Genomic DNA, 26,477 nt, shown 5'->3' on the forward strand with positions numbered 1-26,477 from the left:
CTCCCTTGCCACTGTCGTCTGGCGGGGCGATAGCAGGCGGATGCACAGACTGGAAGGCAAGACCGCGCTCGTCACCGGTGCCGCAAGCGGCATCGGGGAAGCCATCGCCCGCCGCTTTGCGGCCGAGGGTGCGGCCGTGTGGGTGACCGATATCGATCCGGCCGGCGCTGAAGTGGCAATCGCCATCGGCGGCCAGTTCGCCCTGCTCGACGTGCGCGACGAGGCGGCGTGGGATGCAGTCATGGCAGCGGTGGGCGCGCTCGATATCCTGGTCAACAACGCCGGCATCACCGGCTTCGAAGGACCGCCCGCGCCGCACGATCCCGAACATGCCAGCCTGGCCGATTGGCGTGCCGTCCACGCCGTCAACCTCGATGGCTGTTTCCTCGGTTGCCGCGCCGCGATCCGGGCGATGCGCCCTGCCGGGAAAGGCAGCATCATCAACATCTCGTCGCGCTCCGGCATTGTCGGCATTCCGGCGGCGGCGGCCTATGCCAGCTCCAAGGCGGCGATGCGCAACCACACGAAATCGGTCGCCCTTTGGTGCGCGCAAAATGGGCTCGCCATCCGCTGCAACTCCATCCACCCGGCCGCGATCATGACACCAATGTGGGAGCCGATGCTGGGCAGCACGCCGGAAGAGCGCGAGGCCGCGATCAAGGCCTTCGTCGCCGACACGCCATTGAAGCGCTTCGGCACCGCCGAGGAGGTCGCCGCCATGGCCGCCTATCTCGCCAGCGACGAAAGCGCCTATGTGACAGGCAGCGAATTCCACATCGATGGCGGCATCCTCGCCGGCTCGGCGGCCTCGCCCGAATGAAGGCCGCGGCGCTCGTCCTGCTTGCCGTGGCCACGCCAGCCGCTGCTGGCGACTGGCTCGACCTGTCTGCCTATCAACGCTCCCGGCTCGAAGCGGTGAGCGGCGACATCCGCCCCGGCGGCACCGAACAGTCCGCCCTGATGCTGCGCACCGTGGTGGCGGCCCGGCTGGGCGATGGCCCGGTCAAGCTGAACACCGAACTCTGGGATGTGCGCGCCTATGCCATCGCCGCCGGCACGCGGCTGACCACCAATGATGTCAACACGCTGGAACCGGTGGTGGCCAATATCAGCGCCGATCTCACCGGCCTTGCCGGCCAATTGGGCCCCGGCGGCCGCGCCAACCTGACCATCGGCCGCATGATCGCCAATGTCGGCAGCCGCCGCGTTGTGGCGGCGGAGGATTATCGCAACACCATCTCGGCCAGCACCGGTACGCGGCTCGATCTGGCCAACCGTGATTGGGCCGCCACCCTGATCTGGCTGATGCCCGATCAACGCCTGCCCGATGATCCGGCCCGCCTGCGGCGCAATGCCGTGGTGCTGGATCGGGAAAACACCGATCTGGTGATCTGGGGCGGCGATCTGCTGCGCCACCTGCCGGGCCTGGATGTGGAGGCGAGCCTGTTTCACCTCGCCGAGCATGATCAGCCCAGCCTCGCCAGCCGCGACCGCCAGCTCACCACCGCCAGCCTGCGCCTGTTGAAACCGCGCCACGCCGGCGGGTGGGATGGCGAGGTGGAAGCCGCCTGGCAATGGGGCGCCGCCAGCCGCACCACCAGCCCCGCTGTCGCCCGGTTGCCGGTGGCCGCCTGGTTCATCCATGCCGATCTGGGCCACAGCTGGGCCGGGCCGTGGCAGCCGCGCCTGTCGTTCGTGGCCGATATGGTCAGCGGTGACCGGCCGGGTGACACGATCCGGCGCTTTGATCCGCTGTTCGGCATCCGCCAGCCCGATTATGCCCCGGGCTCGCTCTATGCCTATATCGGCCGCACCAACGTGATGTTCGCCGGGATCAAGGGCGAAGTGGCCAACAGCCGCTCCGATGCCAATCTCAGCCTGAAACCCATGTGGGCGCAAAGCCGCACCGATCAGTTCAGCCAATCGGGCGCCCGCGATCCCAGCGGGCGCTCGGGCCGTTTTGCCGGTTGGGAAGTGTCAAGCCGGGTCCGCCACTGGCTGATCCCCAAACGCCTGCGGATGGAGGCCGACGCGGTGCTGATGGCCCGGCGCGGCCTGTTGCGGAACGCCCCCGGCCTGCCCGCCGGCGACCATGTTGCCTATGGCAGCATCTCCCTGCAGGCGAATTTCTAGGCCGGCGGCAGATCGTACCAGTCGGGCTTTGATTCCGCCCAAAGATTGCGGATGATGTGCATGCCGCTTGGCCCGGTCAGCAGCCCGGCCGAAACCAGCCAGCGGCTGCCGCCGTTCACCCGTTTGGCAACACGGGCCCCGCAGGTGCCGCAGAAGCCGCGCTCAGCTTCGGCCGAGCTTTGATACCAGTGGATCGCCGCTTCCCCCGTCACCACCAGATCGGTGCGCGCCGCGGCCAGAAAGGCGTTGAAATTGCCATGCAGCCGCTGGCAATCATCGCAATGGCAGGCAAGCACGCCGGCAGTGCCGGCTGGCAGGCTGATCCGCACCGCGCCGCAATGGCAGCGCGCCTCCAACATCGCATTCACCATGGCCGGCTGGCGCTCTCAGGCCGACGCCACGGCAGCGAAGGCCCAATCCCGGCCCTTGCCGCGCAGCAGCGCCTGGTGAATCCACATCATGCCAAACGGCTCCAGCAGGCGCGCGGCGCTGATCGGCCCGGCATCGAGCGGATCAAAGCCCAGATCGGCCAGAAGGCCAGCCGTGACCGCCTTGGCGCCATCATCATTGCCCGCCATGAACATCACCGGCCGGTGCGGCAGGGCGGCATTGTCTGCCATCATCTCAGCCCCCACCTGGTTCAGCGTCTTGACCACATGGGCGGCCGGCACCAGCGCCTGCACCTCCTCGCCGCCGCTGTCATCATGGCCGATCAACAAGCCCAATTGGCCGTTCACCATCCCCAGTGGATTGGTGCAATCGATCAGCAGCCGCCCGGCCAGTTCACCCAGTTCGGCAAGCGCTGCCGGCACGGCCGCCCAGGGCAACGCCAGCGCAATGGCATCGGCCCCGTCCACCGCTGCTGTCGCCGCCATGGCCTGGGCCCCGGTGGCCGCCAGCAATGGTGCCAGCGCCGGATCGGCCGGACGTCGTGTCCCCAGCCTGATCCTGTGGCCGGCGCGCCCCCACCTAGTGGCCAGCGCCGTTCCCACATTGCCCGTGCCCAGAATCGCGATGTCCATGCCGATGTCTCCTGCCATCCTGCGGCCAGGATGGACCTGCGCATGATTTCAGAATAACGAATAATCATCATGAGTGAATTCAGCGATACTGAACTGCGCCGGCTCGATCTCACCTTACTGCTGGTGTTCCTTGGCCTTGTCCGGCATCGCAAGGCCATCGTGGTGGCGGCCGAACTTGGCCTCACGCCGTCGGCTGTCAGCCAGGCGCTGAAACGGCTGCGCCACCAGTTCGGCGATCCGCTGTTCCTGCGCCAGCCGCACGGGCTGGAGCCCACCGCCATCGCCCTGGCACTGGCCGGGCCGGTGGGAACGGCGGTGGAGGCATTGCGCCATGCCATGGGTGCCACCCGGCAGTTTGATCCGGCCACGGCCAGCGGCATCATCCGGTTGGCGGCACTGGATGCGGCGCAGATCGTGCTGGTGCCAGCGCTGATCCGTCAGCTGCAGGAACAGGCACCCGGGTTGCAGCTGGCGGTGCTGCCGCTAGGGCGCGGCGATGCGCTGGCAGCGCTGGCCAATGGAGAGGCCGATGCGGCCATTGGCTTCATCTGGAACGTGCCGGATGCGATCAACCAACAGCGGCTCTACACCGAGGACTATCTGGTCGCCGGGCCACCGGCGCTGCTGGCCGGCGGGCTTGATCTGGAGACATATTTGGCGGCGCCGCATGTGCTGGTGTCCCCGGGCGGCGGCCTTTCCGGAATTGTGGATGAAGCGCTCGCCGCCAAGGGCCGCAACCGCCGGGTGATCGCGGCCTTGCCGGCCTTCTTGCCCGCACTGGTGGCCGCCAGTGCGGCCGGCGCGCTGCTCACCCTGCCGCGCCGAATCGCGCTGGCGCATGCGGCCAGCCATGGCCTCGCCGTGTCAGAACCGCCGCTGGCCATCCGGCCCTATCCCGTGGCGCTGTTCTGGCACCGCCGCAACGATGGCGACGCCCGCCGCGAATGGCTGGCCGGCCAACTGGTGCAGGCGGCGGCCTAACCCACGCGGCGCTCGTGGCCGGCCCAATAAGGCTCGCGCAGGTCCTTCTTCAGGATCTTGCCGCTGGGGTTCCTTGGCAGCGTGTCGATGAAGTCCACCGATTTTGGCACCTTGTAGGCGGCGATACGGGTCCGGGCGAAGGCGATCAGTTCTTCCGGCGAGACCGCCGCCTTGGCGACCACGATGGCCTTCACCGCTTCGCCCCAGCGCGGATCGGGCACGCCGATCACCGCGCAATCGGCGACGGCGGGATGATCGAACAGGGCGTTTTCCACCTCGGCCGGATAGATATTCTCGGCGCCGGAAACGATCATGTCCTTCACCCGGTCGTGGATATACAGATAGCCATCGTCATCCAGATAGCCGGCATCGCCGGTGAGGTACCAGCCGTCGACCACGGCCTTGGCGGTGGCCTCCGGCTTGTTGTGATAGCCGGCCATCACGCTGACCGAGCGGATGCAGATTTCGCCCACCGCGCCCGGCGGCAGGCTGTGGCCCTCGCCATCGATGATCTTCACCTCATTGCCGGGATAGGGCTTGCCGCAGCCGCGCATGCGGGTGTTGCCGGCCGGATCATGATCGGCCGGCGGCAGATAGACGACCGTGCCGCAGGTTTCGGTCGCACCATAGCATTGCACGAACTGAGCATTGGGAAAGGCCAGCATCGACCGGCGCAGCACCTCCAGCGGGATCGGCGAGGCGCCATAATAGAGCGCCCGCATCGCCCCCAGATTGGCCGGCACGGTTTCCAGATACTGGCAGATGGCCAGCAGCACCGCCGGCACGGCAAACATGCGGGTGGCGCCATCCTCGGCAATGGCGTTGACCATGCCCGGCACGTCGGGGCGCGGCAGGATCACCATGGTTGCCCCGGCTTCCAGCGCGTGAAGCGCCCAGCCGGTGCCGCCGATGTGGAACAGCGGCATCGCCACCAGCGCCACGTCATCCTCGCGCCACTGGCCCCAGGCTTCCCCGGTCAGCCCGCCCTTTTCAATGGTGCCCAGCAGCTGGCGGTGGCTGAGCAGGGCCCCCTTGGGAAAGCCGGTGGTGCCGCTGGTGTAGAGTTGCAGCGCGATATCATCGGGGCTGATCGCCGGCATGGCATCATCCGGGGCGTGCGCCGCGATCCAGCCGGCAAAGGCCGGCCGGCCATGATGGGCGGCATCCAGCAGCACGACATGGGCGAGGCCAGTGGCGGCGCGGGCATCGTTCACCAGCGGCATAAAGGCAGTTTCCGACACCAGCACATCAATGCCGGCATCGCCCAGAATATAGGCGATTTCCCGCGCCACCAGCCGGGCGTTGATCGCCACCAGCACCGCGCCCAGCCGGAAACAGGCGCACATCAGGGTGATATAATCGGGGTGGTTCAACGCCAGCCAGCCCACCCGGTCACCGGGCTTGACGCCCAGGCCGCGCAGCGCCGCAACACAGGGCAGGCTGCGCGCGTGCAGATCGGCATAGGTCCACACCGCGCCGTCCACCCGGATGGCGGCCTTGGCGGGCGTGGTTTCGGCAAAATATTCCGTGATCTCGGCAAGCGTCGAAAAGCGTGTGGCCATAGCATTCTCCCCGCCATATTTCTGCCAAGCCGGCGGCGATATTGCCACTCTCCATTGCGGGCGGGACGGGCAGGCTGTAAGGGCCGGCCCATGGAAAACACGACCCTTGCGCTGGTGGATATCTTCATCATGGTCACCCAGGTGCTGATCTGGGGCCTGGTGGTGTGGGCGATTTCCGGCTGGCTGGTCGCCTTCAATGTGATCAACAGCTACAACCCGCTGGTCCGCTCCATCCTGTCGACGCTTGACCGCATCTATGATCCGCTGGTGGCTCCGATCCGCCGGGTGCTGCCTGATCTGGGCAATCTCGATCTGTCCCCGATGGTGCTGTGGCTGGTGCTGGCCGGGCTGCAACGGCTGGTGCCGGCGCTGGTGGTCGATTCCGGGCTGCTGCTGCAATGAGCGCGCAACTGATCGACGGCAAGGCCCGCGCCGCCGCGCTCCGGGCTGAGGTGGCCCAGGGTGTGGCCGCTTTCACCGCTACCCATGGCCGCGCCCCCGGCCTCACCGTTGTGCTGGTTGGCGATGATCCGGCCAGCGCGGTCTATGTCGGCTCCAAGGGCAAGGCCACCCGGGAAGCCGGCATGGTCTCCGGCGAATATCGCCTGCCGGCCGAGACGGCCGAAACCGATCTGCTCGCCCTGATCGCACAGCTGAACGCCGATCCCGCCGTGGATGGCATCCTCGTTCAGATGCCGCTGCCCAAACATATCGATTCGGATCGGGTGATCGCCGCCATCGACCCGGCCAAGGATGTCGATGGGCTGCATCCGGTCAACACCGGGCTTTTGGTCAGCGGCCGCAAGGGCCTGGTGCCATGCACGCCGTCGGGCTGCATGCTGCTCATCACCGAAGCGATGGGCAATATCGCGGGCGCCGAAGCCGTGGTGATCGGCCGCTCCATTCTGGTTGGCAAGCCGATGGCGGCGCTGCTCACCAATGCCAGCGCCACCGTCACCCTGGCGCACAGCCGCACCCGCGATCTGGCGGCGCACGTGGCCCGCGCCGATATCGTGGTCGCCGCGGTTGGCATTCCGAACATGGTGCAGGGCGATTGGATCAAGCCCGGCGCCTGCGTCATCGATGTCGGCATCAACCGCATCGCGCTGCCCGATGGCAAAAGCCGGCTGATCGGCGATGTGGACTTTGCGGCCGCGGCCAGCCGCGCCGGCTGGATCACCCCGGTGCCCGGCGGCGTCGGCCCGATGACCATCGCCTGCCTGCTCGCCAACACGCTGGCCGCGGCGCACGCAAGGGCATGATGGGCCTCAACCTCGACGGGCCGCTGGTCCAGCTGTTCATTTCCTCGTTCGTCACGCTGTTCGTGGTGATCGATCCGCCGGGCTGCGTGCCGATCTTCTCCAGCCTCACCGCTGGCACCACGCCGCGCCACCGGGTGGACATGGCGGTGAAATCGAGCCTGATCGCCGGCCTGGTGCTGATCGGCTTTGCGCTGGGTGGGGAGGCCTTTCTGTCAGCGCTCGGCATCACCCTGCCCGCCTTCAAGATTGCCGGCGGCCTGATGGTGTTCGTCATCGCCATCGACATGGTGTTCGAACGCCGCACCCAGCGCCGCGAAAGCCGCGCCGAGGAGGTGAAATCCGCCGCCGATGCCGCCGGCAAGCCGCTGGAAGAAGAGGATATCTCGGTCTTCCCCATGGCCATCCCGATGCTGGCCGGCCCCGGTTCCATCGCGTCTGTCATGCTGCTGTCGGCCAAGACGGGCGATCTGGTGCAGGAAGCCGTTGTGCTGGGTGCGCTGGCCGCCGTGCTGGTGATGACCCTGCTCTGCCTGCTTGCCGCCGGGCCGATCATGAAGCTGATGGGTGCCAAGTTCGAAGGCGCCCTCACCCGCCTGCTGGGCGTGGTGCTGGCGGCGCTGGCCGCGCAGTTCGTCATCGACGGGATCAAGCAGAGCTTCGATCTGTAAGGGAGTGCCATCATGCCATCCGCCCTCATCCTCGGTGCATCGCGCGGCATTGGTCTGGGGCTGGTGCATGAACTGCAGTCGCGCGGTTGGCAGGTGACGGCGACGCACCGTGGCCCGGCGCCCGAACTGGCCGCAACCGGTGCCCGCACGGCGGTGGTGGACATGGATGATGATGCCACCCTCGCCGCCCTTGTCGCCGATCTGGCCGGCGAGCGTTTCGATCATGTGCTGATCAACGCCGGCATCAGCGGCAACCGCGCCGACACCGCCAGCAACGTCAGCCGCGAGGCGATGGCGCAATTGTTCTGGACCAACAGCATCGCCCCCATCCGCGCCGCCCGCCGGCTGCTGCCGCTGGTGAAGGATGGCGGCAGCATCGGCTTCATGACCTCGATCCTCGGCAGTGTCGGCGGACGCTCGACCGCCTGGGCCGAACTCTACAGCGCGTCCAAGGCCGCGCTCAACAGCCTCACCCGCGGCTTTGCGGTGCAGGATGTCGGCCAGCGCCCGGTTGCCGTGCTCAACCTGCATCCGGGCTGGGTGAAAACCGCCATGGGCGGCGCCGATGCCGATATCGATGTCGCCACCAGCGTGAAGGGCCTGGCCAACGTGATCGAGGCCGCCCACCCGCCCGGCCAGCGCTACCTCGACTATACCGGCGCCACCATCCCCTGGTGATGTACGGGCGGTTGACGAACAGCCCAAGGTGATGGCAAGCGGCAGCAGCGCAAGCGCGGGTATGATGTAATGGTAGCCTGTCAGCTTCCCAAGCTGAACGCGCGGGTTCGATTCCCGCTACCCGCTCCAGCTGTTCAGCGCGTCACCGCGTAATAGATCACATAGAACCAGCTGAAGATCCCGTGGATGATCGCCCACAGGATGGATTTGTGGGCGCTCCAGCTGATGGCGATGGCCAGCGCGGAGCCAAAGCTGATCCCGGTCTTCACCACCTCGCCGCTGCGCAGCCTTTGTTCGGCCATGGCCGCACTCTCCCGCTTGTCACCTGCTGTGTTGCTGGCATGATACGGCGTGGCAGGGGGGTATGCAATGGCTGGGGCTGGCAATTGGAGGCTGGGACTGCGGGCGCAGCGCGGCGGGCCGGTGTTTGTCGCGCTGGCCGGGCCGGTGCTGCTGGCTGCCGGGGTGATCGCTTGCGACGATAATGACGGCCCCTATGGCCAGGCCCGGCAGATGCCGGAGGCAGAGGCGCGGGCCTTTGTGGCTGCGGTCGCCGCCAGCCAGCAGGCGCGGGCACAGGCGGGGCTGGCAGAGCTGATCGAGCGGCTTGGCCAGCCCGCGCGCGCGGCGCTGATCGCCAACCGGGCGACCTGGGTGACCGATCTGTTGGCCCACGCCCGCGGCTGGGCCGATCATGTGCCGGTGGTGGAGGCGCTGGCCGTGCGCGCCGCCACCCGCGCAGCCATCCTGGCCCTTGGCCTGCCGCTGGCGGAGCCGGACGAGACAACGCTGGCCGGGCGGCTGGCGGCCGAGGCGGACTGGCTGCGCGGGCTTGGCCAGGGCCAGCGGCCGTGGACCCGCAAGCAGAAGCTGGCCGCGCTGGCGGCCGCCGGTTAGAGCGGTTTCCGACCAATCTGGATCACCGGCACGGAGCTGATTTTGGTTCGGTGCAAGGAGCAAGGAGGGCGCGATGCAGCGCATCGCAACCGACGCAGCGACGCTGCACCGGGCCAAAATCGGCCCGCCCCGCCAGGGGTCGCCCGCAAGGGCGATGACGGTGGTTCAGATTGATCGGAAACCGCTCTATGCCAGCCGGGCGCGCGCCAGGTTGAGCCGCCGGGCGCCTTCATCAAGCACGCCGTCAGACTTTGCGAAGCACAGGCGGATGAACGGGGTTTCGGCGCCATCAGGCTGGAATGCCGAGAGCGGAATGGCCGCCACGCCATCATCGGCACGCGCCACCGCCGCCTCACAAAATGTGCGATCCCCCAGCGCAATGCCGGATGCGGCCAGATCGGCCATCAGGAAATAGCTGCCCTGCGTGGGCAGCAGCGCCCAGCCGCCGGCAGTGAGCGCGGCGGCCAGCCGATCCCGCGCCGTGGTGAAGCGGGCGCGGCCGGCATCATACCAGGCATCGGGCAAGGCCAGCCCGGTGGCAACCGCCACCTGCAGCGGCGGCGGCGTGGTGAAGGTGAGAAACTGGTGCACCTGCGCCACCTGTTCCGCCAGCGCGGCTTCGGCCACCACCCAGCCCACCTTCCAGCCGGTCAACGCCAGCAGTTTGCCGGCCGATCCGATCTTGATCGTCCGTTCCGGCGCGAGGGCCAGCAGCGAGATGTGCGGGGCAGCGCCGGTGAGCACCGCTTCCCACACCTCGTCGCTGATGATGACCAGATCGTGCTGGCGGGCACAATCGACGATGGCGGCCAGCATGGCCGGCGCGGCGATGCCGCCGGTCGGGTTGTGCGGCGTGTTGATCAGGATGGCGCGGGTGGCCGGCGTGATGGCCGCGGCAATGGCCTCGGCACTGGCCTGCCAATCGGGCGGCTGCAGCGCCACCCACACCGGCGTTGCCCCCGCTCGCCGCACCAGCGGGGCATAGGCATCATAGGCCGGGGCAAACAGGATCACCTCGTCCCCCGGCCCGGCCACCGCCATGATGCTGGCCGCCAACGCCTCGGTGGCGCCCGAGGTGACGAGCACCTGTTCGGGGGAGAGCATGAGGCCCTGGCGGCGCCGATAGAAATCCGCCACGGCGGCGCGCAGCTCGGGCAGGCCGCGCATCGGCGGATATTGATTATAGCCGGTGGTGATGGCCGTGGCCCCGGCGACCAGCACCGCATCCGGCCAGCCGAAATCGGGAAAGCCCTGGCCCAGGTTGATCGCGCCATGGTGCCGGGCCAGGCCCGACATATGTTCAAAAATGGTCGTGCCGGCCTGCATGGCGCGGTTTTGCCCGCTCAGCCTGCCGGGCGCAATTGATAGCTGTGGCGCATGATGAACGGCTGGCCGGTGGTGCGGCTCATGCGGGTGAGGCGAAGCACATCCTTGTCGCGGGTCAGGATGGTGCGCACCATCACCGTCACGCCATTTTCGCTGCCACGTCCGTCGGCGACCAGCGTCAGCGCGCCCGACGGGCTGCGGCGCAGTTCGGCCACCGCCATCGTCTCCTGGCTTTTGCCGCCGGTGATGGTCAATGTCTTGCCATCGGGGCTGAACGCCCAGGTTTCGGCAGAGCGCACGGTCTTGCCCGGACCGTCATCAAAGGTCCAGGCCAGGGACAGGCCGGTCGCCGTCATCAGTGTTGGCAGGGTCACGCGGCCATCATTGCCATAATCGCGGTAGTCCAGCGTGCCGGCCCAATTGCCGGCCAGCGCGGCGGTGAGCGTGGCAGCGGCATCCAGCGGCGCGGGCGGGGTGCTGAGGCTGCGCGCCACCTCCACGGCACGGTCGCGCCCCGCTTCGAAATCGGCCAGCGTCGGCACGACCAGCATATCGGTGGCCACCCCGCGGCGCGGCGTGAAGGCCTTGATGTTGGTGAAGCTCTTGAACTGCGGCACGCGCACGCGGATGCCGCTGGCCGGCAGCTTCAGATTGAAGATATTGCCCGCCGTTGGCCCTTCGGCACTGCCCGACGTGTCCTCGCCCACCAGCATCACATCGCGCCGGTCTTTCAGCCAGGCGATCGTCATCGTTGCGCCTGATCCGTTCTGTGGCCCCGTCAGCACCGTCAGCCGGCCGCTGAAGCGCTGGGCGACGGGCAGCGGCAGATGCTCGATCGTGCTGTCATCATCGTCGGCCTCATCGGTGCCGGTCGGGATCCGCTCCAGCAGGCCATCGCTGGTGGGGCGATACGCGCTGGCCGGCGGGTTGAACTGGGCGTCGCGGTTACCCCAGGTTTCGATATGGTTGGGCAGATCGCCAAAGCGGATGGTCTTGGCGCGCATCGACCGCGTCAGGGTGAAGGGCGCATCCAGCAGGTGGCGGGCCAGCGCGATGGTGGGATCGGTGGAGCCGCCGCCATTGCTGCGCAGATCCAGGATCAGATGTTCGGTGCCGGCGGCCTTCATGGCCTTGAAGAAGCCGCCCAGGAACGGCGTGGCTGCCACCGGGTTGCGATAATTGACAAAGGTGTCGATCTTCAGCCGGGCCACCTTGCCGGCCATGCGCCAGGTGATGCCGTTGTAGAATTCATTGCGATATTTGCCGTCGGGCGATTCCAGTTCGGTCCATTGGTTGAAGCTGATCGGCGCCAGCTGGCTGGTCTGGCCGGCCGCCGCACCCGGCATTTTCCACGCGATGTCCCAGCGCTGTGGCGCGCCGAACAGGCCGGGCCAATATTCCTCCAGGTCGCTGCCGCCCAGATCGCTGTCGTCGGCAATCTTCACCGTCACCGCCTGATCGGTATCGCCATCATAGGCGACCAGCAGGGCCACTGCGTTCAGGATCTGCGGCACGGGGCGGCCGTTGATGGCGGTGATCTCCGCCCCCTTGGGCAGCGCGCCCGACAGCACGATCATCCGCCCTTCGATGAGGCGGAAGCGCAGCGGCAGGTGGCTGGCGCCCGTCTGCCGCCATTGTTCGATGGCATCGGGCAGTTCGGGCTTTGAATGGTCGCAATGGATGCTGGCCAACAGCCGGGCGATCTCCCGGTGCAGGGCCAGTGTGGCTGTAGGCGCCCTTGTCTCGGCCTCCAGCCGGGCGAAGCTGGCATCCACCGCCGCCTTGGGCACATAGCGATAGAGGCCCGGGTGGATGGTTTCCAGCGCCCGCCGCAGCAGGGCGACATCGCTGGCGGCCTGGGCGGGGGTGAGCATCGGGTTGGGCATCTCGGCCGCCAGGGCCGGCGTGGTGGCGAGCAGGGCGGCGAGGAGCGGGGTGCGGAACATTGATGTGGCCTTTTGGGGCTGGGGTTGGCGGCCCGGCATCTGGCGGATTCGGCCGGTGCCATCGCCCGAAACGCTGAAAAATTGTGCTTTTCAGGATTTGAGACGTGACAAGGCCGCTCTGGCTTCGGTGGGCGTCATGCCGGCGAATTCGGCAAAAGCCCGGTTGAAGCTGGCCTTGGAGCGGAAGCCGGCGTCCATCGCCATGGTCAGGATGGCGCGTGTATCGGCCGGGTCGGCCAGCCAGGCCTGCACCTCCCGCACCCGCCGCCGGTTGATCAGCGCGTTGAAATTCAGCCCCAGCCCCTCGTTGAAGGCGCGGGCGAGATAGTTGCCGTTGGTGCCCAGCGCCCGCGCCAGGCTGGTGGCGGTCAGGTCGGGGTCTTGCCACAGGCGTCTCGCCTCGATCTCGGCCTCGAACCTTGCGCCCAAGGCCGCCCAATCGCGGCCGGCAGGAGAGGGTTCCTCCACCCCATCGCCCGGCTGGGGATAGCGCATGGCGGCGTGGCGCCAACCTTCCACCCCCAGATAGATGACGAGCCCTGAAAAAATCACATAAAGCCAGAACTGATCGAAATAGTTGCGCGCCGGATTGAGCAGATTGGCAATGAAAAAGCCCAGCCACACCAGCCCGACCAGCCCCAGCGCCGCCAGCGAATTGCGGATCCAGTCGGGATCGAAATCCACCGCGTCGGTCACATTCTCCCGCAGCCAGCGCCGGTAATCCGCCCAGGCCGCCCAGGCCAGCCGGCCATAGACCGCCAGGCTGATGAAGCCCGCCACCCGGAACGCGGGCGACAGGATCGGCGCGGCGGCCACCGTGTCCCACCAGTTCTTGGTCTCCAGCGGCAGCGGAAACACCAGCGCATCGGCCAGGAACTCGATGGCGACGGGCAGGAAATGCGGCCAGACCCGCACTGGCGGCCGGCCACACAGGCTGCAGGCATAGAGCCAGAGCAAAGGCCCAAAGCCGAGCGTGTAGTTCAACGGCATGAAGCTGAGCCACGGCCAGGTGTCGTAAAAACCGGCAAAGCCGATGATATAGGGCGTGATGAGCGCGGCGACAGCCAGGATCAGCAGCGCCAGCCAGCGATTGGCCGCCCGGTTGGCGGCGCTGCGCCACAGCATCAGCGCCAGCACCAACCCTTGCAGCGTGCCGACCAGTAACGTGATGCTCAGAACACCGAACTTGATCATCGAGGGCCAACCCTCCCACAATCGCAGCATTGCCGCCAGCGGGGGCGCGGGTTAGCTTTTCGCCACAATTGCTTGGGGACAGAAAAATGAAGACGCGCATCACCGAATTGTTCGGCATTGAACACCCGGTCATCCAGGGCGGCATGCATTATGTCGGCTTTGCCGAAATGGCCGCTGCCGTCTCCAACGCCGGCGGGCTGGGCATCATCACCGGCCTCACGCAAGGGTCAGCCGAAAAGCTGGCGCGCGAGATCGCCCGCTGCCGCGAGATGACCGACAAGCCGTTCGGCGTGAACCTCACCTTCCTGCCCAGCGTGACGCCGCCCGATTATCCCGGCCTGATCAAGGCGATCATCGAAGGCGGCGTGAAGGTGGTGGAAACCGCCGGCAACAACCCGGCCAAATATCTGCCGGCGCTGAAGGAACATGGCATCAAGGTCATCCACAAATGCACCAGCGTGCGCCACAGCCTGAAGGCGGAGGCCATTGGTTGCGACGCCGTTTCGGTGGATGGCTTCGAATGCGGCGGCCACCCGGGGGAGGATGATGTCGGCAACTGGGTGCTGCTGCCCCGCGCTGCCGAGGAGCTGAAGATCCCCTTCGTCGCCTCCGGCGGTGTCGCCAACGGCAAGCAACTGGCCGCCGCCCTTTGCATGGGCGCCGATGGCGTCAACATGGGCACCCGCTTCATCGCCACCAAGGAAGCCCCGGTGCACGAGAATGTGAAGCAGGCGATCGTCGCCGCGACCGAGCTCGACACCCGCCTGATCATGCGCCCGCTGCGCAACACCGAACGCGTGCTCAACAACGCCGCGGTCGAACGCCTGCTGGAAAAGGAACGCACCAAGGGCAAGGACCTGAAGTTCGAGGACATCATCGAAGAGGTCGCCGGCGTTTATCCGAAGATCATGAAGGATGGCGACATGGATGCCGGCGGCTGGAGCTGCGGCCAGGTCGTGGGCCTGATCCACGATATCCCGACCTGCAAGGAACTGATCGAGGGCATGGTGCGCGAGGCCGAGGACATCATCCGCGGCCGCCTGCAAAGCCTCGTCGCATGAGCGAGGTCCCTGCTAGCCCGCCTTCGGGCATGAGCGAAATCCTCTATGATCTGGCCGACGGGGTGGCGACCATCACCCTCAACCGGCCGGACAAGCTGAACGCGCTGACGCCGCAGATGCTCACCGATTTCTTCGCCGCCGTGGGACGCGCCGGTGCCGATCGGCAAGCCAAGGTGATCGTGGTGACGGGTGCCGGCCGCGCCTTTTCGGCCGGGCTTGATCTGGCAATCATCGGCACTGGTGCCGGCGGCCGGGTGGAAACCCATCCCGACACCGAACCGCAATGGGGCGATGATGTCGGCCCGGCGCTCGCCCCCTATTACAGCGGCGGCTGGCCCACGCTGATCACCTGTCGCAAACCCACCATCGCGGCGGTGAATGGCCCGGCCTTTGGCTGGGGCTTCATCCTGTCCCTCCACTGCGACATCCGCTTTGCCAGCGCCTCGGCCCTGTTCAACGCCACCTTCGCCCGCATCGGCGTGCCCGGCGAGAAAGGCTCGGCCTGGCTGCTCACCCGCCACATCGGCCAGGCGAAGGCCATGGACCTGCTCTACACCGCCCGCCGGTTCGACGGCGCCGAGGCCAAGGCGCTGGGCCTCGTCAACGATGTGCTGGCCGATGATGACCTGCTGCCGCACGTCATGGCCTATGCCAGGGATATCGCCACCTTCAGCGCCCCGCGCAGCCTTGCCGCCATGAAGGCCCAGGTGTGGACCGCCCTTGACGAGGATTACAGCACCGCCTTCGCCGCCGCCGACACCGAGCAGGACAAGGCCACCCACACCGCCGATTTCCGCGAAGCCTTCACCAGCTACCGCGAAAAACGCGCCCCACGCTACACCGGGCGCTGAAGAGAGAAGGCAATGCCTCCGGCGGCAAGGGTCGCAGACCCTTGACCCGTTTGTTTTCACGCACCCCCGCCCCACATAGCTCCTCCCCAGCCGAAGGATGGGGAGGGGGACCGCCGACGGCGGTGGAGGGGCAGGGTAGAGGGGCTTGCACTGGCACAGCAGCCAGCAATTGCAAAACGCCTCCATTTGACAGATTTGACGGATTCACCGGGAATATGGCTTGAAAACCCGCCAAATTCCGCCTGAAAATCCAACAGCGCGTCCCGAATATTTTACATTTCAGTCAGAGGCGCATGTTCAGAGCATGACAGATTGCGGCGCTGTAGGACAGGGTCAGGATCCGCTCACTCCGCCGGGTTGGCCGGCATCTTCACCGGCGGCAGGCCAACGCTGGCGCCGTCCAGCCCCAGCTCGCGCAGCAGATTGTCGACGATCGGGGCCTGGGCGCGATAACGCAGAGCCGCCTTCATCGCGCTGTCGGCGAGATTGCCGTCGCCGCCGGCGCCGCCATCGCCGCCATTGCTGCCGCCGCCGTTCAGCCCTTCCACCTGCACGATCTTGATGCTGTCGATCGCCTCCATCGGCTTGGCGGCTTCGCGGATGATGTCGGGCAGCAGCTTCATCAGCGCCAGCTTGGTCTGCATCGACACCTGATCGTTCGACAGCAGGTTGGCCGCCTCGTTCAACGCGCGCTGGCCGGCGGCATCCACTTCGAACCGCACGCGCGCGGCATCGGCCGCCAGCTTGGCGGCTTCAGCCTCGCCCTCGGCGGCCATGCGCACGGCTTCGGCGCGGTTGGCGGCGGCGGACTTTTCGGCCTCGGCGGCAACGCGGATCGAAATCGCTGCGCGCTCGGCCTCCTTGGCGGCTTCGATCAGCTCGATGCGCTTGATACGTTCGGCCACCTCATTCTCGCGTGCCGTCGTCACCTGCTCCTCGGCCGCCACGGCTTCGGCGCGGGCCTTGTCGGCCTCGGCCTTGGCCTGGCTTTCCAGCCGCGACTTGTTCTGGATGGCGATCTGGCTTTCCTGCCGGGCAATGGCCAGCGCCTGTTCCTGGGTGATGCGGGCTTCGGCCAGCGCCTTGTCGGCGGCGATCTGGGTGGTTTCGGTCTGCTGGCGGGCACTGATGCGCGCCTGCTCGGCTTCACGGGTGCGCTCCGCCTCGGTCTGGGCGATTTCGGCGGCCTGGGCGGCGCGGCGGATTGCCAGTTCCCGCTCCTGTTCGATGCGGGCAAACTCCGTCTCCCGCGACAGGTTCAGCCGTTCGCGCTCCGCCTCGAGATTCTTCGTCTCGATCTGCACCCGCGTGTCCTGCTCGATGTCGTTGCGGGCTTTCTTGCGCAATTCGATCTGCTCGGTCAGCTTGGTCAGGCCTTCGGCGTCAAAGGCGTTGTTGGCGTTGAAATGCTCGATGCTGGTCTGGTCCAGCCCGGTCAGCGACACGCTTTCCAGTTCCAGCCCGTTCATGGCCAGATCGAGCGAGCTGACCTGCTGCACCTTCTGCACGAAATCGCCGCGCTGTTCGTGCAGCTGATTCATCGTCATGCCGGCCGCGACCGAGCGCAGCGCATCGACGAACTTGCCTTCGATCAATTCCTTCAGCGCATCGGGCTGCATGGTGCGGGCACCCAGCGTCTGTGCCGCCATGGCGATGGACTGGGCATCCTGCTTCACACGCACATAGAATTCCGCCTTCACATCGATCCGCATGCGATCGCTGGTGATCAGCGCGTCGCCGTTGCGGCGCTCCACCGCCAGTCGCACGGTGTTCATGTTCACCGGCATGGTTTCATGAAGCACCGGCAGCACCAGCGCGCCGCCGTTGATCACCACCTTTTCGCCACCAAAACCGGTGCGCACAAAGCCGGTTTCCTTTGATGCGCGCTTGTACAGCCGGGCAATGACCAGCCCGATCGCCAGCAGCGAGACAATCAGCACAACGCCAATGCTGCCAAAGGTGGCCAGCATGCCGAAATCACCCGCAGGAACCAATTCGTTCATCGTCACACCTTCAGTTCGGAAAACACGTCATCAGGAATGGCCACCGCCTGGAAATGCGGGCCGTCGCGCGCCACCAGCAGCAGCAGATGGGCGCTGGTCAGCTCGGCATCGCCAGCCGGCTCCACCATCACGAAATGGCGCTGGCCATGGGCATCGGTCACCTCGGCCCGGGCAGCATGGCCGGCACGCGCGTGGCCCAGCACGATGCGCGCCCGCCGGCCCACCAGGCTGTCGATATCAACCGCCGTGGTTTCATCCAGCGGCAGCAGCCGGGCCAGCGGGGGCGAGAGCCCGCGCGTGACCGGCAGTGCGCCGGCCGCGGCAAGGCCAGTTGCCACCGGCCAGGGCATGGCGCCCAGCAGCGCGGCCGCGCCAAACTGCAGGGCAAAACCAATGCAGGCAAACAGCGCGAGGAACAGGATGAACAGGATCAGCAGCGGCAGGCGGCCGGCGTTCAGCCAATCGAGGGCGGCGCCAAGATCATGCGCGCCATCCGGCAAATCGCCGCCAAGCCCGATCAGCTGCACCAACGCCAGCAGCAACAACAGGCCCAATGCCGCCGTGAAGGGCAGCAGCGCGGGTTGGAACAGGGCCAGCATGTTGTTTGCGCCAGAATCAAAATGAACCTGACGCAATATTTAGGGACGATTTGGCCGGCCGCAATGGAAACCGGACAGGGCGCTGCCGATTTTTGGATTGGCGCTGCTTTTCATTGCCCGGCGCTGCGGTGACGGCGGCGCCGGGCCGAAATCTCACATCACCAGCGGGCCGTGCTTCAGCTTGGGCAGCACGTGGCGGCTGAACAGGTCGGCTTCGCGGGCGTGGGGGTAGCCGGAGAGGATGAAGGCTTCCATGCCGGCGGCCTGATAGGCCTGCAGCTTGGCGACGATCTGATCGGGATCGCCGACCAGGGCGGCGCCGCAGCCGGAGCGGGCGCGGCCGATGCCGGTCCACAGATTGTCTTCCACATAGCCGTCTGACGCCTTGTCGCGCAGCTCGGCCTGGCGCTGCACGCCGACGGACTGGCTGTCCAATGACTTGGCGCGGATGGCGTCGCCGGTGGCGGCGTCGAGCTTGGAGAGGAGATGATCGGCGGCGGCGCGGGCTTCGGCCTCGGTTTCGCGGACGATGACATGGACGCGGTAGCCGAACTTCAGCGTGCGGCCGCGCTTGGCGGCGCGGGCGGTCATGTCGGCGACGACCTCTTTCACCTTGTCCATGGTGTCGGGCCACATGAGGTAAACGTCAGCGGCTTCGGCGGCAGCCTCGCGCGCGTCTTCGGACAGGCCGCCGAAATAAAGCGGCGGGCATTTGCCGGAGACGGTCTTCACGTTGGGCGGCGGCAGCTTGATGTTGTAATGCTCGCCCTGCCAGTCCAGCGCCTCGCCGTTCAGCAGGGTTTTCAATATCTTCATCACCTCCACCGTGCGGTCATAGCGCGGCTTGGAGGCCAGCACCTCGCCGGGCATTTCCGACGAGATGATGTTGACCGTCAGACGGCCGCCGAGGATCTGATCCAGCGTGGCGATGGCGCGGGCGAGCTGCGGCGGCCAGGTTTCGCCCACCCGCACCGCCATCAGCAGCCGGATGCGGCGGGTGAGCGCGGCGATGGCGCCGGCAAACATCTGGGTGTCGATGCCAAGCTGATAGCCCGACGGCAGCAGGATATTGTCGAACCCGCCCTTTTCGGCCGTCATCACGATGTTGCGGCAATGCTCCCAGCTGGAGCGCAGGGCCGGATCGGGCACGCCCAGAAATTCATAATCATCATCGCACAGCGCCGAAAACCAGGCGATTTCGGGCCCGTTGGAAGCAGTCGTCACGGCAGATTTTCCCCAAGCGAAGCGACCAGAATGGCGTACCATTCGGCGCGCGTGAACGTCACCTTGAAGGCATCGGCCACCTCCGCGATACGCGCCGGGTTCTGGCTGCCCACGATCGGCGTGATGCCGGCGGGATGGGCCAGGACCCAGGCATAGGCGGTGGCAGCGATGCCGACGCCGAACTTCTGGCCGTGTGCGCTGAGCGCCGCCTTGACGCAGATCAAACGCTCGTCTTCCGCTTGTCTGCGGCCCGGGCGCGGATCGCCGTCGCCCAGCCGGCCCTGGCCCAGCGGCGACCAGCCGAGCACGGCCAGCCCATGCTTCATCGCCCAGTCAAGCGTGCCATCAAACAAGGGCCCAAGCGCCAGCGGCGAGAATTCCGGCTGGGTGGAGACCAGCGGCGCCTTCAGATGCTTTTTCAGCGCGCTCGATTGCGCCACGGTGAAGTTGGAGACGCCCACCGCGCCGATCTTGCCGGCGGCAACCAGACCATCCAGCGTGGCGGCCACCTCGGCCCAGTGGGTCAGCATGTCGGGCCGGTGGATCTGCCACAGATCGATGCGCTCCACGCCCAGCCGGGTGAGCGAGGCATCGACGGCTTCGACGAGATATTCGGGCGACGAGTCATAGGGCACGCCCATGCGGATGCCGCCCTTGGAGGCAAGCACGATCTGCCCGCGCAGGGCCGGCGCTGCCTTGAACACCCGGCCCAGCAAGGCTTCGGATGCACCGAACGGCTCGTCATTGTCGGGCCCGTAAATATCGGCGGTATCAAAGAAATTGATGCCGGCGGCCAGCGCCGCCTCGCAGCGGGCCTGGGCTGCGGCCACATCATCGCCAGCAAAGCGCCACATGCCCCAGGCCAGCGGCGAAACCAGAAATTCGGACTTGCCCAACGGGCGGCGATTGGGGCTTAGGGTGATCTGCGACATATTGGCTTGATAGACTGAAGGACGGGCAAATGGGAAGCACCGATACGATCCGCTGGGGCATCGTTGGCACCGGCATGATGGCGCTGGAGCATGTCGCCAACATCCAGCTGTTGGGCGGCGGCACCATCACCGCCATCGCCGATCCGGTGCCGGCCTGCCTTGATCGCGCCGAAAAGGCCATTGGCCATGCGGTGGCCCGCTTCCCCGATGCCGCTGCGCTGGCCGCATCCGGCCTGTGCGACGCGGTGGTCGTCGCTTCACCCAATTTCACCCACCGCGCCGTGCTGGGCCCGCTGATGGATGCCGGCCTCCACATCCTGTGCGAAAAGCCGCTGGCCACCACGCTCGATGATGCCAAGGCCGTCGCCGCCGCCGTGAAGGGCTATGACAAGAGCTTCTGGACCGCGATGGAATATCGCTTCATGCCGCCGGTGTCCGAATTCGTGCGCCACGTGCATGACGGCAAGGTCGGCAAGCTCCAGATGCTCTCCATCCGCGAGCATCGCTTCCCCTTCCTGGTGAAGGTGGGGGACTGGAACCGCTTTTCGGCCAACACCGGCGGCACCATGGTCGAAAAATGCTGCCATTTCTTTGATCTGATGCGCCACATCGTGCAGGCCGAACCGGTGCGGGTCTATTGCAGCGGCAATATGGACGTGAACCACCGCGATGAACGCTATGACGGCAAGACGCCCGACATCATCGACAACAGCTATACGGTGGTGGATTTCGCCAACGGCGTGCGCGCCATGCTCGATCTGTGCATGTTCGCCGATGGCGCCGAACAGCAGGAAGAAATTCTGGCCACCGGGGACCAGGCCCGATTGGATGTGCTGATCCCGGCCGGCGACATCATCCACAGCCCCCGTGTCGGCTTCATGAACCCTAAGCAGGCCACGCGCTGGCATGTCGAAACCCCGGCCGATGCGCTGGCGGCCGGGCAGCATCATGGCTCCACCTTCTTCCAGCACCGCCATTTCGCCGCTGCGGTGCGTGGGGAAGGCCCGGTGATCGTGAGCGCCGATGATGGCATGCGGGCGGTTGCCATCGGTTTGGCCGCCGAAATTTCGGCGAAGGAGCATCGCGCCGTCACCATGGCGGAACTGGGCCTGTAAACCGCTGTTGCAGCGCTGCCACAGCGTTGCAACAACTTCACAAGGCCAGATTGACGCCGCTTCAGAAAGTCTGTCTGTGCGGCCCATCGCACCCGTCGGCACACCGGCGGGGAGCACCGGCATGGTCCGGACAACCCAGGGGAGTCACATGATCCGTCAATTTCTGATGAGCTCGGCCGCTCTGTTTGCCGTCGCCGCCGCGCCGGCCTTCGCCCAGACCGCTGAAGCCAGCGATGAACCCGCCGAAATCGTGGTCACCGCGCAAAAGCGCACCGAAAAGCTGCAGGACATCCCGCTGGCCGTCTCGGTCGTCGGTGCCGACGCGCTGACCCGCCAGGCCGTGCTGAACCTGGAAAACGCGCAATATCTGGTGCCCAGCCTGAACTTCCGCAAGTCGGGCACCACCATCAACCAGTCGCTCTATATCCGCGGCGTCGGCACGGCCACATTCAGCCTGGCCGGCGAACCGTCGATCTCCACCGTGCTTGATGGCGTGGTGCTTTCGCGCGCTGGCGAAGCCTTCTCCGATCTGGTTGATATCGAGCGGATCGAAGTGCTGCGTGGCCCGCAGGGCACGCTGTTCGGCAAGAACGCCTCGGCCGGTGTGGTGAGCATCACCACCAAGCGCCCGGGCGACGTCCTGGCCGGTTCGGCCGAAGCCGGCTGGTTCTTCGGCAACGGCAACGAATATCGCGTGCGCGGCAGCATGGACCTGCCGCTCAGCGCCACCGTGCGCACCCGCCTGACCGGCTTCTATGGCAAGTATGACGGCAACATCTTCAACGATGCTCCGAACGTGAACCGCCGCGTCAACGGTTACGAGCGTTACGGCGTGCGCGGCATCCTCGAGGCCGACCTGTCCGACACCGCGAAGATGACCCTGATCGCCGATTATCGCGAAGCCAAGGATGATTGCTGCGCCGAAGTGATCGGTGACGTGCCTGCCGGTCCGGCCGCGCTGGCGCTGGCCGGCATCAACTTCAAGGGCGATCAGACCCGGACGATCCGTCAGAACCTTATCACCCGCACCGAAGAAAAGAGCTATGGCGTTTCGGCCCAGTTCGATTTCGAGCAGGGCGATTTCACCCTGACCAGCATCACCGCCTGGCGCCGTTATGACAACAACGAGATCCGCGACGGTGACTGGATGAACCTGGCGCTGGCCGGCCAGGCCCAGCTGCACGACGTCGGTCCGCAGAAGGGCACCACCTTCACCCAGGAACTGCGGCTGACCTCGCCGGCTGACAAGGCCTTCACCTACGTCGTCGGCCTGTTCTTCAGCCATGCCGACACCGATCGCACCTTCACCCGCAACGTCACCCGCTGCGGCGCGGCCCCGTCGCCGCTGGCGATCCTGACCTGCGGCAGCCCGGGCGCCACCGCTGAAAATGTCAGCGGCACGGCCGTGTTCGGTTCGAAGTTCGACAACTATGCCGCCTTCGGCCAGGGCACCTACAAGTTCACCGACAATCTGCGCGCCATCGTCGGCCTTCGGGTGACCAAGGATGATCTGAACATCTATCACCGCCGCGCCACCACGCCGAACATCACCGGCCTGCCGGGCATCCAGCCCAACTTCGACCAGGGCGTGTTCGCCACCTCGTCGAATGGCACCACCACCGGTACCATCACTGCCACCAACGGCGCGTCGTTCATCACCGGCACCAGCGCCACCAACCTGTCGGGCAAGGCTGGCCTGCAGTATGACCTCAGCGATGATGTGATGGCCTATGGCAGCTGGGCGCGCGGCTACAAGGGCCCGGCCTACAACACCTTCTTCAACCTGACCGCGACCGGCACCAACGTCATCGCGCCGGAAACCTCGGACTCGTTCGAACTGGGCCTGAAGAACACGCTGTGGGGCGGCAAGCTGACGCTGAACCTGGCGGCCTTCTATGCCAAGTATCGCAACTTCCAGGCCAACAACCCGGATCTGGTGGCCGGCGTGCCGGTGACCCGCTTCACCAACGCAGGTGACGTGTCGACCCGCGGCATTGAAATGGACTTCAACCTGCGTCCGGTGAAGGATCTGAACATCGGCGGCGGCCTCGCCTACACCGATGCGCATGTTGACCGCTTCAACGCCCCGGCCGGCGCTGCGGTGATCCCGGCCGGCACCCCGCTGGGCTTCGCACCGAAGTGGAAGGGCAGCCTGGGCGTTGACTATCGTTATCGCACCGGCGGTTCGATCGACTTCACCCTCGCTGGCAACGTGTCGACCCAGTCCAGCCAGCTCAGCCTGTTTGATGCCAACGCCGCCCTGCGCGCCGCCGGCACCATCCGCGCCTACAGCCTGGTCGATCTGCAGGTCGGCCTGGTGCAGAAGGACGACAAGTTCCGCCTGACCTTCCTGGTCAAGAACCTGTTCGACCAGAGCTTCCCGGCCCAGATCACCAACTCGGGCCTGGGCGGCAACCAGCTGATCGGTCTGCGTTACCTGATCCCGCGTGAAGCCGATCGTTACTTCGGCCTCCAGGGCAAGGTGAACTTCTGATCGCAGCCGGGCGAGCGGATAGTGCGCAGCACTATCCGCCGACTCTGGCAAGATCGGCCAGCGACCAAAAAAGGGCGGCCCCAACGGGCCGCCCTTTCTTTGTGTCGTCTGACGGCGCGGCTCCGCCGCGCCCTCCCTTCCTCTCTTCCTTTTCACACCCGACGCAGACTCGGCGGCTCCGCCGCCGGCTGCGCAGGCCCCCTCCGTCGCGCTGCGCGCGCCACCTCCCCCAAAGGGGGAGGATCATCATTCCGCCGCGCTGCGCTCGATCGCCTCCATCGCCTCATCACTCAGTCCGAAATGATGCCCCACCTCGTGCACCAGCACATGGGTGACCAAAGCCTCCAGCGATTCCTCCCCGTCCGCCCAGGCATCCAGCAGCGGCCGGCGATAGAGAAAGATCATGTCGGGCAGCGCGCCTGACGGCACATCGCCTTTCATGCCGACATGCCGGCCCCAATACAGGCCGAGCAGATCCCACGGGCTTTCCAGCTCCATCTCCGCTATCACCGTCTCGTCGGGAAAATCCTCCACCTTCAGCACGACGGCGCCAAGATGCTGGCGGAACAGCGCGGGCAGGCGCTCCACGGCGGCTTGTGCCAGCGCCTCGATATCGGCAAGGGACGGGGCGTACATCATGCCCCCTCAATAGGACGAAGCCCCGCCATGGTCGAGAAACTGGATGATGCCGCCCGCGCCGCGCTGGCCATGGACGTGCCGGGCTGGACGCTGGATGGCGAGCATCTGAAGCGCAGCTTTGCCTTTGCCGATTTCAACCAGGCCTGGGGCTTCATGGCCCGCGTCGCGCTGCTGGCCGAAGCCCAGGATCATCACCCGGAATGGTTCAACGTGTGGAACCGGGTGGAGATTGCGCTCACCACCCATGATGCCGGCGGCCTTTCGGCCCGTGATGTGCGGTTGGCACAGGCGATCAACGCGCTGCTCTGATCCAGCGCACCCGACCCCTTGAAATCCTCCCCCTCTGGGGGAGGTGCCGAGCGCAGCGCGGCGGAGGGGGCCGCTATGGTGGCCAGATTGCGTGATGAACGGCCGCCGGCGCGCCCCCTCCGCCCTGCGGGCACCTCCCCCAGGGGGGGAGGATGCTTGCCGGCCAGACGCCAAAAAAGGAAAGGCGGCGTTCCGGATGGAACGCCGCCTCTGCCCTCATCAGGCTGATCGGATCAGCCTTCGGCCAAGCCGGTTATCGCTCAGCCTTCGGCCTCGACGGTCGGGGCGTCTGGGCCGTTCTTCTTGATCGACTCGATGGCGTTCACGGCCGAGGCTTTCGACGAATAGCCCTGGGTCGAGAACATCACCTCGCTGTTGTACATGAAACGCGCGCGATATTCGCCGGCCTTGTCCTTGTAGATTTCGAACTTGTGGCCCACGCGTTTCTCCTCCCCTAACCGAATCGGAAGCTAATACGTCATTCGGCCAGCGTCAACGGGGGCTCACGGCGCCGGCGACAGGCCATAGACCACACAGGCTTCGGCGTTCAGCGGATACAGCGGCGGGGTCAACGTCACCTGCACCGCCTCGGCCAGTTTCTCGAGGCTGGGCGGCGGCGCGGGGGCCATCACGGCGGGGGCCGGCATGTCCATCGCGGCGCGCGCCTCGAACGCCGGCGCCTCGACATCCTGCGGCCGGCCAGCCCCGCTGTAACTGGGCCAGCCGGCCAGCACCTGCGTCTGGCACACCCCGCCCGTGGGATCGATCACCTTCACTGCCCCCAGCCGCGCACCGGCCGCCGTGGTGGCCAGCCTGGCCCGGCGCGCGGCATCCTTGACAGCGGCTTCGTACAGCCAGGTCTTCAGCTCGTTGCTTTCATCGAGGCTGTAGCGCACCTGGTCGATCGCCGATGGCCGCGCCGCAACGCTCAGGCGATAGGCACGCTCCAGCACGGCGGTGTCGCGCACCTCCACCTGCAACACCGCCGTCACCTCATAGGCTTCGATCTGATCGGCGCGGGCATTTTCCTGCATCTGCCCGTCCTTGGTGCGATATTGCTCATACAGCGGCCGCGTGGCGAGGCTGGTGGTGAGCCGCAGCTTGTCCTTGCCCAGCGCCGCCAGCGCCGCGTCCAGCTCCCGCGCCTTGGCGGTGGCGGCCGTGGTGGCATCGGCCGCGGTCTTGCCCACCACCGAAAAGCGGGCGGCAAAGGCGGCACGGTTGGCTGGCACCTCGGTGCGGACCTGGCCCATGGATGCGATCACCGGGTCCTTCATCCACCAGGGCGCGGGGATGAACGGCTGGCCAATGCTGGCCGGCGGGGTTTGCGCCGCGGCGGCGCTGGCCACAAGGGCGGCCAGAAGGGTGAGGCTGTGCTTCATGGCCGCCACTGTGGCGGCAGGATGGTTGCGCTTTGATGAATGGCGAGCTGGCGGATTGGGACGGGCCGGCGCGGCCGGCGGCGGAGCCGCCGAGTCCGCTTGGGGTGGAAGGACGAAAGGGAAGGAAGAGCGTGGAGGAGCCACGCCGCCGGACGACACACGAAAGGGGTGGCCTGAGGGCCACCCCTTTTGGTCGCCG

The 26,477-nt window shown here is 66.6% G+C and carries 27 protein-coding genes and 1 tRNA gene; 14 read left to right on the plus strand and 14 right to left on the minus strand.

Features of this window, described 5'->3' with window-relative positions:
* Positions 1–40: 40 nt before the first annotated feature.
* A complete protein-coding gene (locus AC6BOR_RS05675) occupies positions 41–820 on the plus strand; it encodes an SDR family NAD(P)-dependent oxidoreductase (protein WP_498060222.1) in 780 nt (259 codons plus the stop codon).
* Positions 817–2,133, plus strand: a complete 1,317-nt coding sequence (locus AC6BOR_RS05680; RefSeq protein ID WP_498060223.1) for an alginate export family protein — start codon at positions 817–819, stop codon at positions 2,131–2,133. Before AC6BOR_RS05675 ends, AC6BOR_RS05680 begins: the two co-directional genes overlap by 4 nt.
* Here AC6BOR_RS05680 and AC6BOR_RS05685 read toward each other — a convergent pair.
* Both AC6BOR_RS05685 and AC6BOR_RS05690 read right to left on the minus strand, forming a co-directional pair.
* Entirely contained in the window at positions 2,130–2,504 is a 375-nt protein-coding gene (locus tag AC6BOR_RS05685) for a GFA family protein (RefSeq protein ID WP_498060224.1), read from the minus strand. The two genes, AC6BOR_RS05680 and AC6BOR_RS05685, sit on opposite strands and share 4 nt — an antisense overlap.
* A gap of 15 nt (positions 2,505–2,519) precedes the next feature.
* Positions 2,520–3,155, minus strand: coding sequence for an NADPH-dependent F420 reductase (locus AC6BOR_RS05690; RefSeq protein ID WP_498060225.1), 636 nt, complete (start codon positions 3,153–3,155; stop codon positions 2,520–2,522).
* Positions 3,156–3,224: 69 nt separating this feature from the next.
* Between AC6BOR_RS05690 and AC6BOR_RS05695 the strand changes: the two genes are divergently transcribed.
* Positions 3,225–4,136, plus strand: coding sequence for a LysR substrate-binding domain-containing protein (locus tag AC6BOR_RS05695; RefSeq protein ID WP_498060226.1), 912 nt, complete (start codon positions 3,225–3,227; stop codon positions 4,134–4,136).
* Here the strand turns inward: AC6BOR_RS05695 and AC6BOR_RS05700 are convergent.
* Complete coding sequence (locus AC6BOR_RS05700; RefSeq protein WP_498060227.1) at positions 4,133–5,698, minus strand: long-chain-fatty-acid--CoA ligase; 1,566 nt, start codon at positions 5,696–5,698, stop codon at positions 4,133–4,135. The two genes, AC6BOR_RS05695 and AC6BOR_RS05700, sit on opposite strands and share 4 nt — an antisense overlap.
* A gap of 90 nt (positions 5,699–5,788) precedes the next feature.
* Between AC6BOR_RS05700 and AC6BOR_RS05705 the strand changes: the two genes are divergently transcribed.
* From AC6BOR_RS05705 to AC6BOR_RS05725, 5 genes are all read left to right on the plus strand, one after another.
* A complete protein-coding gene (locus tag AC6BOR_RS05705; RefSeq protein ID WP_498060228.1) occupies positions 5,789–6,100 on the plus strand; it encodes a YggT family protein in 312 nt (103 codons plus the stop codon).
* Positions 6,097–6,960, plus strand: coding sequence for a bifunctional methylenetetrahydrofolate dehydrogenase/methenyltetrahydrofolate cyclohydrolase FolD (gene folD / locus AC6BOR_RS05710; RefSeq protein WP_498060229.1), 864 nt, complete (start codon positions 6,097–6,099; stop codon positions 6,958–6,960). The genes AC6BOR_RS05705 and folD overlap by 4 nt, the downstream gene beginning before the upstream one ends.
* Before the next feature lie 23 nt (positions 6,961–6,983).
* Positions 6,984–7,628 carry a MarC family protein gene (locus AC6BOR_RS05715; protein ID WP_086116227.1) on the plus strand — a complete coding sequence of 215 codons (645 nt, stop codon included), beginning with the start codon at positions 6,984–6,986 and terminating at the stop codon, positions 7,626–7,628.
* A 12-nt stretch (positions 7,629–7,640) separates the two neighbouring features.
* Positions 7,641–8,306, plus strand: a complete 666-nt coding sequence (locus AC6BOR_RS05720) for an SDR family NAD(P)-dependent oxidoreductase (RefSeq protein ID WP_498060230.1) — start codon at positions 7,641–7,643, stop codon at positions 8,304–8,306.
* Positions 8,307–8,361: 55 nt separating this feature from the next.
* Positions 8,362–8,435, plus strand: a tRNA-Gly gene (locus AC6BOR_RS05725).
* A 5-nt stretch (positions 8,436–8,440) separates the two neighbouring features.
* Here the strand turns inward: AC6BOR_RS05725 and AC6BOR_RS05730 are convergent.
* Entirely contained in the window at positions 8,441–8,608 is a 168-nt protein-coding gene (locus AC6BOR_RS05730) for a hypothetical protein (protein WP_165768590.1), read from the minus strand.
* A gap of 67 nt (positions 8,609–8,675) precedes the next feature.
* On the opposite strand from AC6BOR_RS05730, the gene AC6BOR_RS05735 reads away from it, so the two are divergent.
* A complete protein-coding gene (locus tag AC6BOR_RS05735; RefSeq protein WP_498060231.1) occupies positions 8,676–9,203 on the plus strand; it encodes a hypothetical protein in 528 nt (175 codons plus the stop codon).
* Between the two features lie 186 nt (positions 9,204–9,389).
* Here the strand turns inward: AC6BOR_RS05735 and AC6BOR_RS05740 are convergent, their stop codons facing one another.
* The 3 genes from AC6BOR_RS05740 to AC6BOR_RS05750 all read right to left on the minus strand — a co-directional run bounded on the left by AC6BOR_RS05740 (position 9,390) and on the right by AC6BOR_RS05750 (position 13,669).
* Positions 9,390–10,529: an aminotransferase class I/II-fold pyridoxal phosphate-dependent enzyme gene (locus tag AC6BOR_RS05740; protein WP_498060232.1), complete on the minus strand. Its 1,140-nt coding sequence runs from the start codon at positions 10,527–10,529 to the stop codon at positions 9,390–9,392.
* Between the two features lie 17 nt (positions 10,530–10,546).
* Positions 10,547–12,475, minus strand: a complete 1,929-nt coding sequence (locus tag AC6BOR_RS05745; protein ID WP_498060233.1) for a S41 family peptidase — start codon at positions 12,473–12,475, stop codon at positions 10,547–10,549.
* A 90-nt stretch (positions 12,476–12,565) separates the two neighbouring features.
* Positions 12,566–13,669, minus strand: a complete 1,104-nt coding sequence (locus AC6BOR_RS05750) for a helix-turn-helix transcriptional regulator (protein WP_498060234.1) — start codon at positions 13,667–13,669, stop codon at positions 12,566–12,568.
* Between the two features lie 86 nt (positions 13,670–13,755).
* Between AC6BOR_RS05750 and AC6BOR_RS05755 the strand changes: the two genes are divergently transcribed.
* Complete coding sequence (locus AC6BOR_RS05755; RefSeq protein WP_498060235.1) at positions 13,756–14,730, plus strand: NAD(P)H-dependent flavin oxidoreductase; 975 nt, start codon at positions 13,756–13,758, stop codon at positions 14,728–14,730.
* Positions 14,731–14,759: 29 nt separating this feature from the next.
* Positions 14,760–15,581 carry an enoyl-CoA hydratase-related protein gene (locus AC6BOR_RS05760; protein ID WP_498060236.1) on the plus strand — a complete coding sequence of 274 codons (822 nt, stop codon included), beginning with the start codon at positions 14,760–14,762 and terminating at the stop codon, positions 15,579–15,581.
* A gap of 344 nt (positions 15,582–15,925) precedes the next feature.
* Here the strand turns inward: AC6BOR_RS05760 and AC6BOR_RS05765 are convergent, their stop codons facing one another.
* The 4 genes from AC6BOR_RS05765 to AC6BOR_RS05780 all read right to left on the minus strand — a co-directional run bounded on the left by AC6BOR_RS05765 (position 15,926) and on the right by AC6BOR_RS05780 (position 20,339).
* Positions 15,926–17,551, minus strand: a complete 1,626-nt coding sequence (locus AC6BOR_RS05765) for a flotillin family protein (protein ID WP_498060616.1) — start codon at positions 17,549–17,551, stop codon at positions 15,926–15,928.
* A 35-nt stretch (positions 17,552–17,586) separates the two neighbouring features.
* Positions 17,587–18,183 carry an OB-fold-containig protein gene (locus AC6BOR_RS05770; protein WP_498060237.1) on the minus strand — a complete coding sequence of 199 codons (597 nt, stop codon included), beginning with the start codon at positions 18,181–18,183 and terminating at the stop codon, positions 17,587–17,589.
* A gap of 153 nt (positions 18,184–18,336) precedes the next feature.
* Positions 18,337–19,407, minus strand: a complete 1,071-nt coding sequence (locus tag AC6BOR_RS05775; protein ID WP_498060238.1) for an LLM class flavin-dependent oxidoreductase — start codon at positions 19,405–19,407, stop codon at positions 18,337–18,339.
* Complete coding sequence (locus tag AC6BOR_RS05780) at positions 19,404–20,339, minus strand: aldo/keto reductase (RefSeq protein WP_498060239.1); 936 nt, start codon at positions 20,337–20,339, stop codon at positions 19,404–19,406. Before AC6BOR_RS05780 ends, AC6BOR_RS05775 begins: the two co-directional genes overlap by 4 nt.
* A gap of 29 nt (positions 20,340–20,368) precedes the next feature.
* Here AC6BOR_RS05780 and AC6BOR_RS05785 point away from each other — a divergent pair, with 29 nt between their 5' ends.
* On the plus strand, positions 20,369–21,454 hold the full coding sequence (locus tag AC6BOR_RS05785; RefSeq protein ID WP_498060240.1) for a Gfo/Idh/MocA family protein: 1,086 nt from the start codon (positions 20,369–20,371) through the stop codon (positions 21,452–21,454).
* Positions 21,455–21,602: 148 nt separating this feature from the next.
* A complete protein-coding gene (locus tag AC6BOR_RS05790; protein ID WP_498060241.1) occupies positions 21,603–23,948 on the plus strand; it encodes a TonB-dependent receptor in 2,346 nt (781 codons plus the stop codon).
* Positions 23,949–24,194: 246 nt separating this feature from the next.
* Here AC6BOR_RS05790 and AC6BOR_RS05795 read toward each other — a convergent pair whose 3' ends face one another.
* Positions 24,195–24,587 (minus strand): metallopeptidase family protein, encoded by a 393-nt coding sequence (locus tag AC6BOR_RS05795; RefSeq protein ID WP_498060242.1) that lies wholly within the window; start codon positions 24,585–24,587, stop codon positions 24,195–24,197.
* Positions 24,588–24,614: 27 nt separating this feature from the next.
* On the opposite strand from AC6BOR_RS05795, the gene AC6BOR_RS05800 reads away from it, so the two are divergent.
* The gene (locus AC6BOR_RS05800) at positions 24,615–24,896 is read left to right on the plus strand and encodes a 4a-hydroxytetrahydrobiopterin dehydratase (protein WP_498060243.1); all 282 of its coding nucleotides are present in this window, start codon (positions 24,615–24,617) and stop codon (positions 24,894–24,896) included.
* A gap of 260 nt (positions 24,897–25,156) precedes the next feature.
* On the opposite strand, the gene AC6BOR_RS05805 is transcribed toward AC6BOR_RS05800, so the two are convergent.
* Positions 25,157–25,336 carry a YegP family protein gene (locus AC6BOR_RS05805; RefSeq protein ID WP_498060244.1) on the minus strand — a complete coding sequence of 60 codons (180 nt, stop codon included), beginning with the start codon at positions 25,334–25,336 and terminating at the stop codon, positions 25,157–25,159.
* Positions 25,337–25,399: 63 nt separating this feature from the next.
* Positions 25,400–26,278, minus strand: coding sequence for an SIMPL domain-containing protein (locus AC6BOR_RS05810; RefSeq protein ID WP_498060245.1), 879 nt, complete (start codon positions 26,276–26,278; stop codon positions 25,400–25,402).
* Between the last annotated feature and the right edge of the window lie 199 nt (positions 26,279–26,477).

It is taken from the genome of Sandarakinorhabdus sp. FBCC-B8862 (assembly GCF_059745315.1).

Bases quoted from the DNA above. Each gene is read 5' to 3' on its own strand.
- AC6BOR_RS05785 (WP_498060240.1), top strand. From the start codon at position 20,369: ATGGGAAGCACCGATACGATCCGCTGGGGCATCGTTGGCACCGGCATG.
- AC6BOR_RS05800 (WP_498060243.1), top strand. From the start codon at position 24,615: ATGGTCGAGAAACTGGATGATGCCGCCCGCGCCGCGCTGGCCATGGAC.
- AC6BOR_RS05690 (WP_498060225.1), bottom strand. From the start codon at position 3,155: ATGGACATCGCGATTCTGGGCACGGGCAATGTGGGAACGGCGCTGGCC.
- AC6BOR_RS05680 (WP_498060223.1), top strand. From the start codon at position 817: ATGAAGGCCGCGGCGCTCGTCCTGCTTGCCGTGGCCACGCCAGCCGCT.
- AC6BOR_RS05745 (WP_498060233.1), bottom strand. From the start codon at position 12,475: ATGTTCCGCACCCCGCTCCTCGCCGCCCTGCTCGCCACCACGCCGGCC.
- AC6BOR_RS05675 (WP_498060222.1), top strand. From the start codon at position 41: ATGCACAGACTGGAAGGCAAGACCGCGCTCGTCACCGGTGCCGCAAGC.
- AC6BOR_RS05720 (WP_498060230.1), top strand. From the start codon at position 7,641: ATGCCATCCGCCCTCATCCTCGGTGCATCGCGCGGCATTGGTCTGGGG.
- folD (WP_498060229.1), top strand. From the start codon at position 6,097: ATGAGCGCGCAACTGATCGACGGCAAGGCCCGCGCCGCCGCGCTCCGG.
- AC6BOR_RS05735 (WP_498060231.1), top strand. From the start codon at position 8,676: ATGGCTGGGGCTGGCAATTGGAGGCTGGGACTGCGGGCGCAGCGCGGC.
- AC6BOR_RS05760 (WP_498060236.1), top strand. From the start codon at position 14,760: ATGAGCGAAATCCTCTATGATCTGGCCGACGGGGTGGCGACCATCACC.
- AC6BOR_RS05790 (WP_498060241.1), top strand. From the start codon at position 21,603: ATGATCCGTCAATTTCTGATGAGCTCGGCCGCTCTGTTTGCCGTCGCC.
- AC6BOR_RS05685 (WP_498060224.1), bottom strand. From the start codon at position 2,504: ATGGTGAATGCGATGTTGGAGGCGCGCTGCCATTGCGGCGCGGTGCGG.
- AC6BOR_RS05795 (WP_498060242.1), bottom strand. From the start codon at position 24,587: ATGATGTACGCCCCGTCCCTTGCCGATATCGAGGCGCTGGCACAAGCC.
- AC6BOR_RS05700 (WP_498060227.1), bottom strand. From the start codon at position 5,698: ATGGCCACACGCTTTTCGACGCTTGCCGAGATCACGGAATATTTTGCC.
- AC6BOR_RS05750 (WP_498060234.1), bottom strand. From the start codon at position 13,669: ATGATCAAGTTCGGTGTTCTGAGCATCACGTTACTGGTCGGCACGCTG.
- AC6BOR_RS05740 (WP_498060232.1), bottom strand. From the start codon at position 10,529: ATGCAGGCCGGCACGACCATTTTTGAACATATGTCGGGCCTGGCCCGG.
- AC6BOR_RS05770 (WP_498060237.1), bottom strand. From the start codon at position 18,183: ATGCTGGCCCTGTTCCAACCCGCGCTGCTGCCCTTCACGGCGGCATTG.
- AC6BOR_RS05810 (WP_498060245.1), bottom strand. From the start codon at position 26,278: ATGAAGCACAGCCTCACCCTTCTGGCCGCCCTTGTGGCCAGCGCCGCC.
- AC6BOR_RS05765 (WP_498060616.1), bottom strand. From the start codon at position 17,551: ATGCTGGCCACCTTTGGCAGCATTGGCGTTGTGCTGATTGTCTCGCTG.
- AC6BOR_RS05705 (WP_498060228.1), top strand. From the start codon at position 5,789: ATGGAAAACACGACCCTTGCGCTGGTGGATATCTTCATCATGGTCACC.
- AC6BOR_RS05755 (WP_498060235.1), top strand. From the start codon at position 13,756: ATGAAGACGCGCATCACCGAATTGTTCGGCATTGAACACCCGGTCATC.
- AC6BOR_RS05780 (WP_498060239.1), bottom strand. From the start codon at position 20,339: ATGTCGCAGATCACCCTAAGCCCCAATCGCCGCCCGTTGGGCAAGTCC.
- AC6BOR_RS05730 (WP_165768590.1), bottom strand. From the start codon at position 8,608: ATGGCCGAACAAAGGCTGCGCAGCGGCGAGGTGGTGAAGACCGGGATC.
- AC6BOR_RS05695 (WP_498060226.1), top strand. From the start codon at position 3,225: ATGAGTGAATTCAGCGATACTGAACTGCGCCGGCTCGATCTCACCTTA.